The 14,484-nt window shown below is 60.9% G+C and carries 16 protein-coding genes; 9 read left to right on the forward strand and 7 right to left on the reverse strand.

The features are described from left to right. Position 1: 1 nt before the first annotated feature. Genes AC2YB9_RS13060 through AC2YB9_RS13070 form a run of 3 tightly spaced genes read right to left on the reverse strand, consistent with a single transcriptional unit; the run spans position 2 to position 1,421 of the window. A complete protein-coding gene (locus AC2YB9_RS13060) occupies positions 2 to 640 on the reverse strand; it encodes a mycothiol-dependent nitroreductase Rv2466c family protein (protein WP_487265774.1) in 639 nt (212 codons plus the stop codon). Beyond that, on the reverse strand, positions 637 to 1,272 hold the full coding sequence (locus AC2YB9_RS13065; RefSeq protein ID WP_487265775.1) for a glutamate-cysteine ligase family protein: 636 nt from the start codon (positions 1,270 to 1,272) through the stop codon (positions 637 to 639). The genes AC2YB9_RS13060 and AC2YB9_RS13065 overlap by 4 nt, the downstream gene beginning before the upstream one ends. Further along, positions 1,272 to 1,421, reverse strand: a complete 150-nt coding sequence (locus tag AC2YB9_RS13070) for a hypothetical protein (RefSeq protein ID WP_487265776.1) — start codon at positions 1,419 to 1,421, stop codon at positions 1,272 to 1,274. The genes AC2YB9_RS13065 and AC2YB9_RS13070 overlap by 1 nt, the downstream gene beginning before the upstream one ends. A gap of 72 nt (positions 1,422 to 1,493) precedes the next feature. Here AC2YB9_RS13070 and pepN point away from each other — a divergent pair, with 72 nt between their 5' ends. From pepN to AC2YB9_RS13085, 3 genes are read left to right on the forward strand one after another with little or no spacing between them, the layout of a single operon-like run. Beyond that, a complete protein-coding gene (gene pepN, locus AC2YB9_RS13075) occupies positions 1,494 to 4,013 on the forward strand; it encodes an aminopeptidase N (protein WP_487265777.1) in 2,520 nt (839 codons plus the stop codon). A 24-nt stretch (positions 4,014 to 4,037) separates the two neighbouring features. Beyond that, complete coding sequence (locus tag AC2YB9_RS13080; protein ID WP_487265778.1) at positions 4,038 to 6,065, forward strand: alpha/beta hydrolase; 2,028 nt, start codon at positions 4,038 to 4,040, stop codon at positions 6,063 to 6,065. Beyond that, positions 6,062 to 6,493: a hypothetical protein gene (locus tag AC2YB9_RS13085; protein WP_487265779.1), complete on the forward strand. Its 432-nt coding sequence runs from the start codon at positions 6,062 to 6,064 to the stop codon at positions 6,491 to 6,493. Before AC2YB9_RS13080 ends, AC2YB9_RS13085 begins: the two co-directional genes overlap by 4 nt. A 41-nt stretch (positions 6,494 to 6,534) precedes the next feature. Here AC2YB9_RS13085 and AC2YB9_RS13090 read toward each other — a convergent pair whose 3' ends face one another. Beyond that, complete coding sequence (locus AC2YB9_RS13090) at positions 6,535 to 6,795, reverse strand: hypothetical protein (protein ID WP_487265780.1); 261 nt, start codon at positions 6,793 to 6,795, stop codon at positions 6,535 to 6,537. A 32-nt stretch (positions 6,796 to 6,827) separates the two neighbouring features. On the opposite strand from AC2YB9_RS13090, the gene AC2YB9_RS13095 reads away from it, so the two are divergent. Next, positions 6,828 to 7,733 (forward strand): mechanosensitive ion channel family protein, encoded by a 906-nt coding sequence (locus AC2YB9_RS13095; RefSeq protein ID WP_487265781.1) that lies wholly within the window; start codon positions 6,828 to 6,830, stop codon positions 7,731 to 7,733. Continuing rightward, positions 7,733 to 8,113: a globin gene (locus AC2YB9_RS13100; protein ID WP_487265782.1), complete on the forward strand. Its 381-nt coding sequence runs from the start codon at positions 7,733 to 7,735 to the stop codon at positions 8,111 to 8,113. Before AC2YB9_RS13095 ends, AC2YB9_RS13100 begins: the two co-directional genes overlap by 1 nt. A gap of 60 nt (positions 8,114 to 8,173) precedes the next feature. Here AC2YB9_RS13100 and AC2YB9_RS13105 read toward each other — a convergent pair whose 3' ends face one another. Genes AC2YB9_RS13105 through AC2YB9_RS13115 form a run of 3 tightly spaced genes read right to left on the reverse strand, consistent with a single transcriptional unit; the run spans position 8,174 to position 10,619 of the window. Beyond that, positions 8,174 to 8,878 (reverse strand): acyl-CoA thioesterase, encoded by a 705-nt coding sequence (locus tag AC2YB9_RS13105; RefSeq protein WP_487265783.1) that lies wholly within the window; start codon positions 8,876 to 8,878, stop codon positions 8,174 to 8,176. 12 nt (positions 8,879 to 8,890) lie between these two features. Further along, positions 8,891 to 9,112 carry a biotin/lipoyl-binding carrier protein gene (locus AC2YB9_RS13110; protein ID WP_487265784.1) on the reverse strand — a complete coding sequence of 74 codons (222 nt, stop codon included), beginning with the start codon at positions 9,110 to 9,112 and terminating at the stop codon, positions 8,891 to 8,893. Further along, positions 9,105 to 10,619 carry an acyl-CoA carboxylase subunit beta gene (locus AC2YB9_RS13115; protein WP_487265785.1) on the reverse strand — a complete coding sequence of 505 codons (1,515 nt, stop codon included), beginning with the start codon at positions 10,617 to 10,619 and terminating at the stop codon, positions 9,105 to 9,107. Before AC2YB9_RS13115 ends, AC2YB9_RS13110 begins: the two co-directional genes overlap by 8 nt. 182 nt (positions 10,620 to 10,801) lie before the next feature. Here AC2YB9_RS13115 and fabG point away from each other — a divergent pair, with 182 nt between their 5' ends. The 4 genes from fabG (at position 10,802) to AC2YB9_RS13135 (ending at position 14,400) form a co-directional block, all read left to right on the forward strand. After that, positions 10,802 to 11,557, forward strand: a complete 756-nt coding sequence (fabG, locus tag AC2YB9_RS13120; protein WP_487265786.1) for a 3-oxoacyl-ACP reductase FabG — start codon at positions 10,802 to 10,804, stop codon at positions 11,555 to 11,557. Position 11,558: 1 nt separating this feature from the next. Continuing rightward, positions 11,559 to 12,587, forward strand: a complete 1,029-nt coding sequence (locus tag AC2YB9_RS13125; RefSeq protein WP_487265787.1) for a phosphotransferase family protein — start codon at positions 11,559 to 11,561, stop codon at positions 12,585 to 12,587. Positions 12,588 to 12,597: 10 nt separating this feature from the next. Further along, the gene (locus AC2YB9_RS13130; RefSeq protein ID WP_487265788.1) at positions 12,598 to 13,230 is read left to right on the forward strand and encodes a TetR/AcrR family transcriptional regulator; all 633 of its coding nucleotides are present in this window, start codon (positions 12,598 to 12,600) and stop codon (positions 13,228 to 13,230) included. A 180-nt stretch (positions 13,231 to 13,410) separates the two neighbouring features. Further along, positions 13,411 to 14,400 carry a hypothetical protein gene (locus AC2YB9_RS13135; protein ID WP_487265789.1) on the forward strand — a complete coding sequence of 330 codons (990 nt, stop codon included), beginning with the start codon at positions 13,411 to 13,413 and terminating at the stop codon, positions 14,398 to 14,400. Positions 14,401 to 14,484: the final 84 nt, after the last annotated feature.

Here is a 14,484-nt window from a genome sequence, read left to right on the forward strand (position 1 = left end):
GTCACTCGAAGCTCAGATCTCCTGTGCGGCTGCGCTTGAGCTCGAAGAAGTCCGGGAACGACGCGAGGGCGCGGGCACCATCGAATACTGTTCCGGCAATCTCGCCACGCGGGATGCTCTGGAGCACGGGGCCGAAAAACGCTGTCCCACCGAGCGCGATGACCGGGGTACCAACCTCTTCGCCGACCCGTTCTATACCGCCTTGGTGCGATGCGCGTACCGCGTCGTCGAGCGACGTGTCGTCGGCTGCCTTGGCGAGTTCGACCGGCAAATCAGCGTTCTTCAGCGCCTCCTCATACATCGCGGGCTCGAACTCGCGACCCTCGTTGTGCCGTAACGTGCCGATCGCGGTGTAGAACCGGCGTAGGGCGTCGGCGCCGTGCTGCTGCTCGACCGCGATGGCGATGCGAACCGGGCCCCAGCCACGCTCAAGCATGTCCTTGTAGTCCTGCGAAACGTCTTGGCCCGAATTGAGCACCGAGAGGCTCATGACGTGGAACGTTGTCTTCACATCGCGCACCTTCTCAACCTCAAGCATCCACCGGGACGTGATCCAGGCGAACGGGCAGAGTGGGTCGAACCAAAAGTCGACAGTCTCTTTGTGGGCAGAGTTGTGTGCAGAGTGTGTGGATTCGGTCATGGCTTCGTCAACAACGGATGACCCGTCCGCATTTCCTGCACGAGCGATCGAACGACAATATCCAGCCCACCAGGGTTGCTCGCAGCCACGGCACGCTGGCGTTGGTAGGACGCACCAGCGGCAACGATGTCGTTCAAACCATTGGGTTCGGCGACACAACCAAGTCGTTCGGCGACCGGTTCGAGCATCCTGATGGTCCGGGCGAGATCGTTAACGATGAGGTCTTCGTGGCCGGATTCGTCGAGGATCAAGATCACTTCCATGCCATACCGCGCGGCACGCCATTTGTTTTCTTGCGCGAACCACGCGGGAATCGTTGGCAGCTCGCGGCCGGCATCGAGCTCGCTCGAGAAATATTCGACCAACCAATGCATGAGTGCCGCGCGGCTCAGCATCCCGGAAAGACTCGGCAGGCCGTCACAGATACGCATCTCAAGCGTGCCGAACTTCGGCGACGGTCGCAGATCCCATCGAATCTCGTCGAAGGTATCGATCCCGACGTGTACATGAACGCCGTAGATCAGCATTTGCCTGCCCCACCATTGAGTGCGGTCAATCAGCGTCGCGTAACGCTCCTCGTCAGTGACCTTCTGGTGCGTCCAGCGGGCAAAGGGATGCGTGCCCGCGCACATCAACTCGACCCGAAGTGGATCGGTGATCTGACCGCTTCAAGAACCGTCTCGGCTACTTGGCGCAAATCACCGCTGTCGCTATCGACAAGCGCGAGCTCCCATTCGATGCCCACCGAGGAGCGTTCAGACTTGGCGAACGGAATCTGCATGGATACATCTTGCCCGACTGATCGATTGTTGCCGCTATTCCGCCCCAAGCGTGGACATGAAACCATGCAAACATGCCTGGAACTAATCTCACCCGTGAAGAAGCCAGCGAGCGCGCGACGATCGTCTCTACCGAGACGTATGTCGTCGAGCTCGACCTCACCCTCGACTCCGAAGAACGCTTCGGTTCGATTACCACGATCGCCTTCTCGGCGACCCCGGGAGCCTCGACCTTCGTCGATCTCGTGGACGGCGACATCGCCGCCATCACGCTTAACGGCTCGCCCGTCGACCCCGCCGCATATGCCGACAGCCGTATTGCCCTGACTGGTCTAGCGGCCGCCAATGAGTTGCGGGTCGAAGCGACCTGCAAATACTCGCGTTCCGGCGAGGGTCTGCACCGCTTCGTCGATCCTGCCGATGACCGTATCTACCTCTACACACAGTTCGAGGTGCCTGACGCACGTCGCGTGTTCGCCACGTTCGAGCAGCCCGATCTCAAGGCCACCTTCGAATTCCATGTCACCGCGCCGGCTGGTTGGCAGGTTGTCTCCAACTCGCCGACGCCCGAGCCCGAAGCCGTGCGCGACGGCGTGTCCGTGTGGCATTTCGCACCGACCAAAAAGATGTCGACTTACATCACCGCGCTGATCGCGGGTGAATATGACGTCGTCCTCGACTCGTACGCCGGTTCCTATGGCGAGATCCCGCTCGGTATTTTCTGCCGCAAGTCGCTGTCGGAACACTTGGATGCCGATGACATCTTCCTGATCACGAAGCAGGGCTTTGGCTTCTTCGAGGGCGCCTTCGAAATGGGCTACCCCTTCGGCAAGTACGACCAACTGTTCGTACCCGAATACAACATGGGCGCAATGGAAAACGCCGGCGCGGTGACATTCCGCGATGAAATGATTTTCCGTAGCCGGCAGACTGTGGCCGCCTATGAACAGCGCGCCAACACGATCCTGCACGAGATGTCGCACATGTGGTTCGGCGATCTCGTCACGATGAAGTGGTGGGACGATCTCTGGCTTAATGAATCATTCGCCGAATTCGCCGCCTCGCACGCGTCGACAAATGCGACCCGGTTCACCGAGTCGTGGACGAGCTTCACGAATGCGCGCAAAAACTGGGCCTACCGCCAAGATCAGCTGCCCTCGACGCACCCAATCGCGGCTGACAATTACGACCTACACGCGGTCGAAGCGAACTTCGACGGGATCACGTATGCGAAGGGCGCCTCGACGCTCAAGCAGCTCGTTGCTTGGGTCGGCGAGAAGGATTTCTTCGCCGGTCTGCGCAGTTATTTCACCAAGCATGCCTATGGCAACACTGAACTCAAAGATCTGTTGGTCGAACTAGAGGCCGCCTCCGGCCGCGAACTCGGCGACTGGACGAAGGAATGGCTGCAAACTTCGGGCGTCAACACGCTGCGTGCGAAGTTTGAGACCGACGCGGCGGGTGTCTTCACGGCATTCTCCGTCGAGCAAAGCGCTATCGCGGCCTACCCGACACTGCGCCGGCACCGAATCGCGATCGGCCTCTACAACCTCGTCGACGGCACGCTGACCCGCACCGAACGGATCGAAACTGACATCGCTGGTGCCTCCACAACAATCACCGAACTTGTCGGCACGTCCCAGCCCGATCTGATCCTGCTCAATGACGATGATCTGACCTACGCCAAGATCCGCCTCGATGAGCGGTCGTTCACGACCCTCGTGGGCAATATCAACGCATTCGACCAGTCACTCCCCCGCGCACTCTGCTGGGGCTCAGCTTGGGACATGACCCGCGATGCCGAATTGAGTTCGAAGGATTTCCTTGACCTCGTCCTCGCCGGTGTCGGCGCGGAAAATGATCTGACCGCTGTCGGTTCGCTGCTGCGGCAGGGCAACTCAGCGGTCAACCTCTTCACCGCCCCGGCGGCCCGTGGTGCGTTGCAGACCGTGTGGGAATCGGGCGTCAGGTCGCTGGTCGAGTCCGCTGAGGCCGGCAGCGATCACCAACTCGCATTCGTACGCGCCTATGCGACGGCGGCTTCAACGCCGGACTATCTGAACACACTCCTCGATGGCGGTCTTGCCGGACTCGCGGTCGACTCGGATCTGCGCTGGTCGTTGCTAATCGCGTTGTCCCGCCTTGGGGCAGCGGGCGAGGCAGAGGTCGCCGCCGAACTCGCCACGGACAACACGATCTCCGGTCAGGAACATGCTGCTGCGGCACGGGCCATCCGGTCCGAACCGGGCGCCAAGGAAGCCGCTTGGGACGCTGTGGTCAACCGCACCGATGTCCCCAACGAGACGCGTCGCTCGGTGGCATTGGCCTTCGATGTTGCTGGCCAAGAAGAAGTGCTGGCACCCTACGTCGACCGGTACCTGGAAATGGCCGCGACCATACTCGAGGATAAAGGCGTCTGGATGGCGCGAGTTGCTCTCGAATATCTGTTCCCGAGCGCCAACCCGTCGGCAGCAACACTCGCCAAGGTGGATGCCTGGTTGGCAAAGACCAGCGCCGGCGCGGCGACCATACGGTATGTGTCCGAGGGCCGCGACGACCTGGCCCGAGCACTGCGAGCCCAGCAAGCGCATTAACGCGGTCCCGCTAAGCAGCACGCTATGGTGGGCGCACCGGTTGTTGGGGGTGTTGAGATGGTGGTGCGCACGGCGGGCCCGTTCGACTATTACGCGGTCACTGGCGATTCGATTCGCGCCTCAGCCGAAGCTCCCGCCAGCAATGCTGGCGTGATCCAATCCTTGGCTGGTGAGCTCGAAACCGATGAGAAAAAGATTGTTGCGGCGGTCGAGGGCGACATCACCACCGGTCTGGTCGCGAATCCACGAGCCGCCAGCGCCACCGCGCAAACGCTTGCCGCAAACGGCCTGTATGCAGTCGCCCTGATCAAACGATTCGCCGACCATGTCGACCACTTCGATGACACGGTCAATCAGATCAACATCGACTACCACAGCATGGTCAAAACGGCTGTGTTCACCGAACAGCACGATCCCGATGTCAAGGCTGGCACCTACAAAATCGACCGACCCGCTATCGGGACCTCGATCAAGGCACAACTCGTGCCGCGTTATCGGGCGGCCGAAGGCACTCTCGACGACCGTGCCGCCGCCATCGCCACAGATTTCGCTCAAGGGCCGACCGACGCCAATGTGCGGGACCTCATTCGCGCGGGCCTCATCCCGCTGACTGCCGCCTCGTTGTGGCCGACGCTTGTCCTGACCAGCGACGACAAACGCAAAGCCCTCGACGCTGAGGTCGCGGCCATGGTGGTTCGGATGATCGCGGCCGGAACCTTGCCGGCCGAAGTGGACGGCCTGAGCGCTCCCAAATTCCGACAATATTTGATCGATCATCCCGATCTGGCGACCACGCTGGTGGATCACAAACCGTTCATGGGTGGAGAGTGGCCCGAGTCGGCGCTCGCTGGCCTGATTGGCACGTTCATGACGGCGCCCGGTGGTGCGGGTGAGGTGATGGAGCAACGTCGACAAGATGCTAGGGCGCTATTTGAGTCACTGAGCCCAGACAGCGCTTCGATGCTGGCGATGCTGTTTCCCGGCACGGTCGGCAATTTGTCGGGAGTGCCGTTCGTAAATCGGGCCGACGCCAACACCGTGGCGGTGATCGCGTCGCTCGACTCTGAGCACAGCAATCTCACCGATCTGAAAGCACGTCACGAACACAATCAACACGACTGGGACTTTCTGGGACGCAACAACAACGATCTTGAGGGCCCGATTGGCGACTCGGAAGATCGCATCAAGCTGTATGAATCGATCCTGGCCAATGACCGCCAAATTATTGTGTTCGACCCGACCGACGACGGAGCAATCGCCGAACTCCACGGCCCCCTCAGCGCGACGACCAAGAACGTTGGCGTATTCGTTCCCGGCACCGGCAGCGATATGTCCAACTTCCAAGGATCGGCAGACCGGTCGACTTCCTTCGTCGAAGGTAGCCGTCCCGGGGAGTTGTCGATGATTTCATGGCTGGGCGGGGACATGCCCGACAGCGTCATCAAGGATGCGCCGTTCGCAAACTATTCCCGTGACCTCGGCCCGTTGCTGGCCAACTTCTCGCACGACGTACGCCAAGAAATCGACCACTCTCCCGGTGCCGGTCACAACATCCAGACGACCTACGCCGGACATTCTTACGGTGGCGCGGTCGTCGGACGCTCAGAACTAGCCGGCTTGGACGCCGATCGGGTCCTGCACCTTGAATCAGCTGGCATGGGCCACGACATCAAGTCCCCCGGCGATCTGCCAAAGTCGCAAACCGGCGTGGACCGCTATTCCATGACTGCGCCGGGCGACATCATCGGCGACACCCAAGGAGTCCAGTTCGGCGACAATATGGGCCACGGCGCCGACCCGGACACATTCAAGGACACCATGCGGCTGGACACCGGCAATAAAGCTGGCTCCGACGAGCCCAATATCGGAGCCGATTCCCACGGTGCTGTCCTCGAGCGAAACTCCGACGCATGGAAAAATATCCGACAGGTACTCACCGGTGGCGTTGTCACCACCTACCGCGAACCCGAATATTACATTCCGCCAACCCGGTACCCCGTGCCGATACAAACTGGATGGGCGACCCCGGGCGAGAAGGTCGACATCCCATGAAGACCGCGCTCATAATCACGATTGCCGCCTTCATCGTCGTGCTGGGCGGCTGCGGACACAACCAGGAGGACTCTGTGAACAAGATTGACAAAGTGGCCGCGCAAGCACGAACCAACATCGACGCGCTCGCCGCGATGGTCGGCACCGACCCCGAAATCAGACAAAACGACATCACCGACTGTGTTCCAGGTCGTGAGGACTCCGGCAAAGATCTCATCTACTCGGTGCATGTGAAGGTCACGCCCGGCACGCTCGCCCGGCTCAAGGGCGAGATCGCCGACGAGCTTGCCGCTCAGGGCTGGGCCGTCCACCCAGGACCGGCTGCTGAAGAAGTCAGCTTCACCAAGGGCAGAACAACCATGGGAGCAACGGTCTGGGAAGACCTCAAACTCGCCGATGTCGGTGGCTCCGGTGGCTGCGTGAAATGAACGCCGAGTCACCGACTAGACGATACTCAGTTCGACGATGCTCAGTGGCCGGGGTGAACCTTGATCTCGTTGCCCGGCTCGGGCGGCGTGTAGTTGTGTCGCGCGGTCAGAAGAGCAAATAGCGTCAATCCAACAATCAGCGCAAGCGCGCTACCACCGAAAAATAACAGCGCGGAAAGATCGGACTGCGGCGGCGGATTTTCCCAGGTCATCGGAGTATCGGCCAGTGCCGAACCTGCACCGACGAAGACGACACCGGCAACGGCGACAAGGACAATCGCGATACGTGAGGGAGTGCGCATACCTCTATATTAGCCGCCCGTAACCTAGTGGCATGCCATACCTCGACCTCAACATGCCCAAAGGCTCGGCGTACGAGTGGCTGATCGCCCGACCGAGCGCAATCCTCGGGATTCTTGTCATCGGATTCCTGCTGCGTTGGCTGATCCATCACTTCATTGGGCGGATCACCACAAAAGCCGAAAAAGGCAGCGTTCCGGGAATTCTTGCCAGTTCGAAAGCCGGCGCATTCCTAGCCGATCTGCGGCCCGGCTCAAACGAGCGCCGACGCAAGCGCGCCGAAACGATGGGTTTGCTGCTCAAGAGCATCGCGACCAGCGTGATCATCACGATCGTGTTCCTGATGATTCTCGATCAGCTCGGCTACAACATCGCTCCTCTTCTGGCTAGCGCGGGAATTGTCGGCGTGGCACTCGGCTTCGGCTCCCAGTCCCTTGTCAAAGACTTCCTCGCCGGGCTGTTCATGATTCTCGAGGATCAGTACGGAGTTGGTGACTCGGTAGATCTCGGCGAGGCCAATGGTGTGGTCGAGGCCGTTGGACTGCGCGTTACGCGCCTGCGCGACGTCAACGGCACAGTTTGGTATGTCCGCAACGGCGAGATTCTGCGCGTCGGCAACCAAAGCCAAAACTGGGCCCGAACGGTCCTTGACATCACCGTCGCGTACGAATCGAAGATCGACGACGTCCAGCGCGTGCTCAATGAGGTGGCGACCGGGTTGGCGGCCGATGAGGCATACCAGAACACCATCATTGAGCCGCCCGAGGTGTGGGGGGTTCAGAGCTTCGACAAGGATGGCATCGTCGTACGTGTGGTGCTCAAGACCGTTCCAGGCCAGCAATGGGCAGTCGGACGCGAATTGCGCCACCGCATCAAGATCAAGTTCGATTCAGAGGGCATCAAGATGCCCACTTCGTTTATCGTCGGCGGAGGCCAATAATGAGTGAGATGACGTTCTACGAGGCCATCGGAGGCCACGCGACGATCAAGTTAATCGTCGATACGTTTTATGAAGGCGTGGCGGTCGATGAAGAGCTTCGGCTGATGTATCCCGAAGAAGATCTCGCGCCCGCAGCACACCGGTTCACGATGTTCTTGGAGCAGTACTGGGGCGGGCCGACTACCTATAGCGAGCAGCGTGGTCACCCACGGTTGCGCATGCGGCATGCCCCCTACGAGGTAACCCCACACGCCCGCGATCTGTGGCTTGGCCACTTCCGCGCAGGCCTGGACAAGGCAGCCCTGGCGCCCGAACACGACGCCGAGTTTTGGACCTACATCCAGCACGCGGCGACGTTCATGGTCAACACGCCGGTCTGAGCGAAGCGAAGGCGGGTTGGGCCATGAACCAACAGCACAGCATGGTCAACACGCCGAGGGCTAATTTTCTAGCACGGATTGCAGATGAGCCCGTTCCTCGTCCGAGAAACGACGCGACGACTGGGTCGCCATGTTGAAGCCGACAAGCACTGCGTCACAGGTCGCGTACGCCCCGCTGGCATCGACGATTTGTGAACCGACCCCCAGCGACGAATTGCCGACTTTGGTGACTCGCGAGGCAATGCTCAGTGGCTCGGGCCGCCACGTGATGGGCCGGATGAAGTCGACCGCAAGATGTGCGACGACAAAGCGTCCCGCATTTTCGTGACCCATCAATCCGGAGAAATGTAAGATTCGGGACTCTTGAAACAGTTCGAAGATCTTGGCTGGCGTGGCTGCACCATCCGAGCCGAGGTCGCCGCGCCGCAGTTGTGCTTCATGGATCTGAGCACTCGCTGGGCCCGGATCAGGCGCCGTCGAGGGGCCGAACGTCGTCGTGACGCGGGCGAAGACGTCATCGCCCGCGCAGATCTCCTGCACCAATGTGTCCGACGCTGTGCTGGTGATACGTGCCGGTGTGCCGCTCAGCATTAGTGGCCGAAGAAAGTCGACTTCCATCCGGGCGATCGAGTGGTCGTCAGAAAGCACACCGTCGTCACGCAGTTGCGCACTCGCCTCAAGCGCATAGTCGATGTAACGCACATTGTTGACGTGATTGAGCGTATCGAGATCCGCCCAACGCATTTGCAGGTTGAAATCACTCACGCGCCGATCTTGTCAGACCGGGTCCTCCACCACTGCGATGACGTCGCCCTCTTGGACGATCGTGCCTTCGCTCGCGGTGATCGAACTGATCATTCCTGGCGCTTGCGCGAAGACCGGAATCTCCATCTTCATCGTCTCGAGGATCGCGATCGTGTCGCCCTTCTCGACCGCATCGCCCTCATGAGCAAGGACTTTCCAGACGTTCGCGACGATCTCAGCCTTAGCCTCATACATGAGTGGGCAGCCCCGGGAAGTCCGCTTCGTGATGCAGCATCGCGAGCGCATCGGCCATGCGGCTGCGCGTCTCCTCGGGCAAGATGACGTCGTCGATGATGCCGGCTTCGGCAGCAACGTATGGCCGTGCGACCTGTTCGCGGTAGTCGGCAGCGAGCTCATCGCGCAGCGCAATCGGATCGTCGGCGGCCTTGAGCGCGCGGCGATGCAATAGTGCCACCGCGCCGCCCGGGCCCATTACAGCAATTTCTGAGCCCGACCAAGCCCAGGTGAAGTCTGCGCCGAGCGAGCGCGCACCCATCGCGATGTAGGCGCCGCCGTATGCTTTGCGCACGACGACGGTGAGGCGTGGTGTGGGCGCTTCGACGTAGGCCTTGAGCACCTTGGCACCATGGGTGATGACGCCGCGCTTCTCTTCGACGGTGCCAGGGAGAAAGCCGGGCACGTCGACGAAGGTTAGAATCGGTAAGCCGAAACGGCCACAAAACTCAACGAACCGCGCGATCTTGACCGATGCGCGCGAGTCCATGATCCCGCCACGGGATGCCGGTTGGGTTGCGACGACAGCGACCGGACGTCCTTCGAGACGGCCGAATAGTGTCAGCGCGCTCGTGCCGTAGGTCGGTGAGAGTTCGAATCGCGGTCCAGCATCAAGCACACCGTCGAGCAGTTTGTTCATGTCAAAAACGACGCTGGCGCGCTCGGGGACGAGATGCGGCAGCTCGTGTACGGCATCGAGATCAGCGGCGACCGCAGTGGTCTGCTTGGCAGGCCCGTCGGCGCGCGGCGGCAGAAAAGACAGCAGCAACCGAGCGGCAGCGAATGCCTCGGTCTCAGATTCAACTTCGAGATGGGCAACGCCACTGTCACGTGTATGCAGGGTCGAGCCACCGATGTCATCGGGGTGGGCATCCTCGCCCGTTGCAGCCTTGACGATCTCTGGGCCGGTTAGGAACATTTGGCCCTGCCCCTTGACCATGATGGTCCAGTCGGTCAGTGCCGGTGAATAAGCAGCCGCGCCGGCACAGGGGCCAAGGATCAGTGAAATTTGCGGGATCCGCTTCTGCGCCTCGACGTTGTTACGGAAGATTCCACCACAGCCGTGCAGCGCATGAATGCCATCGTTGATGTTGGCGCCACCAGAATCGTTGATGTAGACGATCGGGAAGCCCTTCTCGATCGCGAGCCGCTGCGCGCGCATGACTTGCTCGGCGAAGATCGCGCCGATCGCGCCACTCGCGACTGCGGCGTCATGACTGGCCACAACGACGGGATGGCCGCTGGTCAATCCCCAGCCGATGATGACGCCGCTGCCGGCGCTGTTGCCCGCCTTGCGTAAAGGCGAGATTTCGACGAACGAGCCAGCATCCACGAACATTTCTGCACGTTCGCGAGCAGTGAATTCCCGTGTTCCCCTGGGTTCGATGCGACTCATACGTTCGCGCCTGCGGTGCGCGAGCACTGCGCGGGGACCGGTGGACACATTGCCGGTGTCGAGTTGCGTCAAAAGAGACTCCTATAAACATGAGGTTTTCCTCAACTATACACGAACATGAGGGAAACCTCGTATTTTCACATACGGTTTCTCGCATCAGCCTGTACGTCGAAGGATGCGTAAGGTAGATTGCTAAGCAAGCGCTTAGCATGGCGCTCTTATTCGACTTTGTTTCGACCTTGTAAGGAGAAATCGTGACCGAACAGCGCATTGCGATCGTCACCGGAGCGGCCCGCGGAATCGGCGCCGGAGTTGCCAAACGGCTATCCAGCGACGGCTTTGCCGTTGCCGTGCTCGACCTGGACGAGGCCTCATGCGCGCCGACTGTCGACGCCATCACCGCCGCTGGCGGCAAGGCACTCGCTGTGGGCGCCGACGTCAGTAGCGCTGACAGCGTCACCGCCGCATTTGAAAAGATCGTGGCCGAACTCGGCGCGCCCACCGTGCTCGTCAACAACGCCGGCATCATCCGCGACAATCTGCTGTTCAAGATGCCCGTCGAAGACTGGGACGCTGTTATGAACGTCCACCTCCGCGGTGCCTTCCTGATGTCGAAGGCCGCTCAGAAGCACATGACCGAGGCCAAGTTCGGCCGCATCGTCAACCTTTCGAGCACCTCGGCGCTCGGCAACCGCGGGCAAGCCAATTACTCTGCGGCCAAGGCCGGCATGCAGGGCTTCACCAAGACGCTCGCAATTGAACTCGGCCGCTATGGCGTCACCGCCAATGCGATCGCACCCGGATTCATCGCCACCGAAATGACCGAGGCCACTGCCGCGCGTATCGGCGTCGGCTTCGACGAGTTCAAGACCGAAGTTGCCAAGACAATCCCCGTCGCACGCGTCGGCCAGCCCGAAGACATCGCGCACACCGTGTCGTTCCTTGTGAGCGAGGGCGCTGGCTTCGTGTCCGGCCAGGTCATTTACGTCGCCGGCGGACCGAAGGACTAACGTGCCCGAAACTAGGGGTCTCGACCTTGCTGCCCTGCGCGTCTGGTTGGACGCGCAGGCGCCAGGGACCGTCGATGGGACACTGAGCGCTTCACTCATCACCGGTGGCAAGTCAAATCTCACCTATTCGGTCAGCGACGGCAGCAGCGAATACGTTGTTCGTCGCCCTCCGCTTGGCCATGTGCTGGCCACCGCTCACGACATGGGTCGCGAATATCGGGTGATGGCGGCACTTGATGGCTCCGCCGTTCCGGTGCCCAAGATGATCGCGCTGTGCACCGATGTGGAGATCATCGGCGCCCCGTTCTACGTCATGGAGAAAGTGGCTGGCACGCCATACAACCGAGCTTCCGAGCTCGAAGTGCTCGGCGCGGAGCGGACCCACGCAATCGGCGAACGGCTCATCGACACGCTCGTCGATCTGCACGCGGTGGACTATCAGGCGGTCGGCCTCGGCGATTTCGGCCGGCCCGAAGGCTACCTTGGCCGGCAGATTGCGCGCTGGAAAAAACAGTTGGCCGCCTCCGAGAGCCGCGAACTGCCCGGCATGGACAAGTTGATCGATCGGCTCGAAGCTACCTTGCCCTTGGAATCGGGAGCCACGATCGTCCACGGCGACTTCCGCCTCGATAATTTGCTGGTCGACCATAATGACCGCGTCACAGCCGTACTCGACTGGGAGATGTCCACCCTCGGCGATCCTTTGAGCGATGTCGCAGTGCTGCTGGCCTACCAGCAACTGGCTGAGGCAGCCCCGGCACAAAGCGCTGCGGCTTCGATGGTCACCGATGCGCCGAAGGCTGCCGGCTATCCGAGCCGTGAAGAGATGTTGGCGCGGTATGCCGAGAAATCTGGGCGCGACGACTCACATATTGCGTTTCACCTTGGCCTCGCATTCTTCAAGCTCGCGGTGATCCTCGAAGGCATCCACTATCGGCACGTACACGGACAGACCCTCGGATCGGGTTTCGAAGGCATCGGGTCCATGGTCGAGCCGCTTATCGACGCGGGGCTCGCCGCAAGTCGCTAGGGTTGCCCGTGTGACGGTGGAAATCCTCGAACCGCGTCGGCGGCCGACTCAGGAGCGAAGCCAGGTTAAATTCGATCGGCTGCTGCAGGTTTCACGCCAGCTCCTGATCGACGTGGGCTTCGAGTCCTTCACGTGCGAAGAAGTCGCGAACCGGGCCGAACTCCCGATCGGCACGCTGTATCAGTTCTTCCAGAACAAGTATGTGATCGTGTGCGAACTCGACCGGCAGGATGTCATCGGCGTCAGGGCCGAGTTGTCCGCATTCGGCAAAGAACTGCCCAGCCTTGATTGGTTGCGCTTCCTGTCCAAATTCGTCGACCACATGGCCATCCTCTGGTCCACCGATCGCTCGCGTCGAGCGGTCTGGCTGGCGGTCCAGTCAACGCCCGCGACCCGCGCCACCGCCGCCGTCAACGAGCGTGAGCTTGCCGCCGAGGTCGCCTACATCCTCGGACCGCTGACGCCCAACACTCCGCGTGAGCGCCGCACGATCATGGCCGAGGTCATCGTGCACGTCGTCTATTCGATGCTCAACTTCTCGATCCGTGACGGCCAATCACATAGCGAAACGATCACCGAACTCAAACGGTTGTTGGGCGCTTATCTAATCGGCGCGGAAGGCACCTGGGAGCCGAAAAAATAGCCCACCCGGGTTTACCACGGTCCCCCGGTATAGCCGGCCAGAGCACTGCGAACTTGCCGCGGGGGGATGAGGTTTGCCGGGGCCGCATCGTGCATCCACAACCCCTCTCGTGCGCAAAGTTATCCACCGGCCACACATTCGTCGCAGCCAACCGGTGATAACTCGACAATCGTCGGACCCATGAATGACTACTTCGATCAATTAGCCGGCCCCAAGGGATATATCACTCGGCACGAGTTATTGGACGCGGGATTCACCGATGATCACATCGCCCAAGCTCGTCGTGCGAACTCAATTGTTCGAATCAGGCACGGCGCATACGCCACTGCCAACGCCTGGACCGGGCTTCGTCCAGAAGGTCGCCATCGACTGCTTACGCACGTGGTCGCCGATCGACTCGGGGACTCGGTAGCTATCACCCACAGTTCGGCGGCGACAGAACACGGCTTCGACCTCTATGACACCGATTTATCGACGGTGCACGTCACCCGCTTGGACGGACACACCGGTCGTACGGAGGCGGGCGTCACCCACCACTCGGGGTTGGTGCTTCCTGCCGATGACCTCGAGGAGATCAATGGCCGGCTGTACGTCAAGCCGGCACGCGCCGTCGCTGAAACGTGCCTGATCAACTCCGTCGAATCAGGTATGGTCTTGGCCAGTTCAGCGCTGCACGGAAACGTTGTCACAGCGCCGGAACTAGCCGAGATCACGGGCCGTTTCACCAATTGGCGCGGAGCGAGGCGCGCTCGGCTCGCGTGCCAATTGGCCAACGGCAAGTGTGAAAGTGTTGGCGAAACCCGATCTTTATACATGGCATGGCGCTGGGGACTTCCCGCGCCGACACTTCAGTATGAGGTGCGAGACCGGGACGGACGGCTCCTCGGACGCGCCGATTTCGGTTGGCTCGACTATTGTCATCTCGGCGAATTCGACGGGATGATCAAGTATGGCCGACTCAACCCATACTCAGATGATCCCGGTCGAGTTGTCACCGACGAGAAAGTCCGAGAAGACCTCATGCGTGGTGAACGATTCGGCATGAGCCGTTGGACCTGGTTCGACCTGTCAGCGGCACAACAGCGGCATACCACCGAGCGGATCAAGGCTGCGCTCGAACAGTCGAGGCGCCTGTATCAGCGCAACGCTGTGACGATCCCGCTGCGCTGACTCACCACGGTGAACTCCATCTACACCAGGCAAGTTTGCCGCGTTCAGATCAGGTTTGCCGTGCGACCGTGGTAAACCCCGGAA

Source organism: Aeromicrobium changchenzhani, assembly GCF_057586615.1.

Bases quoted from the DNA above. Each gene is read 5' to 3' on its own strand.
- AC2YB9_RS13090 (WP_487265780.1), bottom strand. From the start codon at position 6,795: ATGCGCACTCCCTCACGTATCGCGATTGTCCTTGTCGCCGTTGCCGGT.
- pepN (WP_487265777.1), top strand. From the start codon at position 1,494: ATGCCTGGAACTAATCTCACCCGTGAAGAAGCCAGCGAGCGCGCGACG.
- AC2YB9_RS13070 (WP_487265776.1), bottom strand. From the start codon at position 1,421: ATGCAGATTCCGTTCGCCAAGTCTGAACGCTCCTCGGTGGGCATCGAA.
- AC2YB9_RS13135 (WP_487265789.1), top strand. From the start codon at position 13,411: ATGAATGACTACTTCGATCAATTAGCCGGCCCCAAGGGATATATCACT.
- AC2YB9_RS13095 (WP_487265781.1), top strand. From the start codon at position 6,828: ATGCCATACCTCGACCTCAACATGCCCAAAGGCTCGGCGTACGAGTGG.
- AC2YB9_RS13060 (WP_487265774.1), bottom strand. From the start codon at position 640: ATGACCGAATCCACACACTCTGCACACAACTCTGCCCACAAAGAGACT.
- AC2YB9_RS13065 (WP_487265775.1), bottom strand. From the start codon at position 1,272: ATGTGCGCGGGCACGCATCCCTTTGCCCGCTGGACGCACCAGAAGGTC.
- AC2YB9_RS13085 (WP_487265779.1), top strand. From the start codon at position 6,062: ATGAAGACCGCGCTCATAATCACGATTGCCGCCTTCATCGTCGTGCTG.
- AC2YB9_RS13110 (WP_487265784.1), bottom strand. From the start codon at position 9,112: ATGTATGAGGCTAAGGCTGAGATCGTCGCGAACGTCTGGAAAGTCCTT.
- AC2YB9_RS13100 (WP_487265782.1), top strand. From the start codon at position 7,733: ATGAGTGAGATGACGTTCTACGAGGCCATCGGAGGCCACGCGACGATC.
- AC2YB9_RS13080 (WP_487265778.1), top strand. From the start codon at position 4,038: ATGGTGGGCGCACCGGTTGTTGGGGGTGTTGAGATGGTGGTGCGCACG.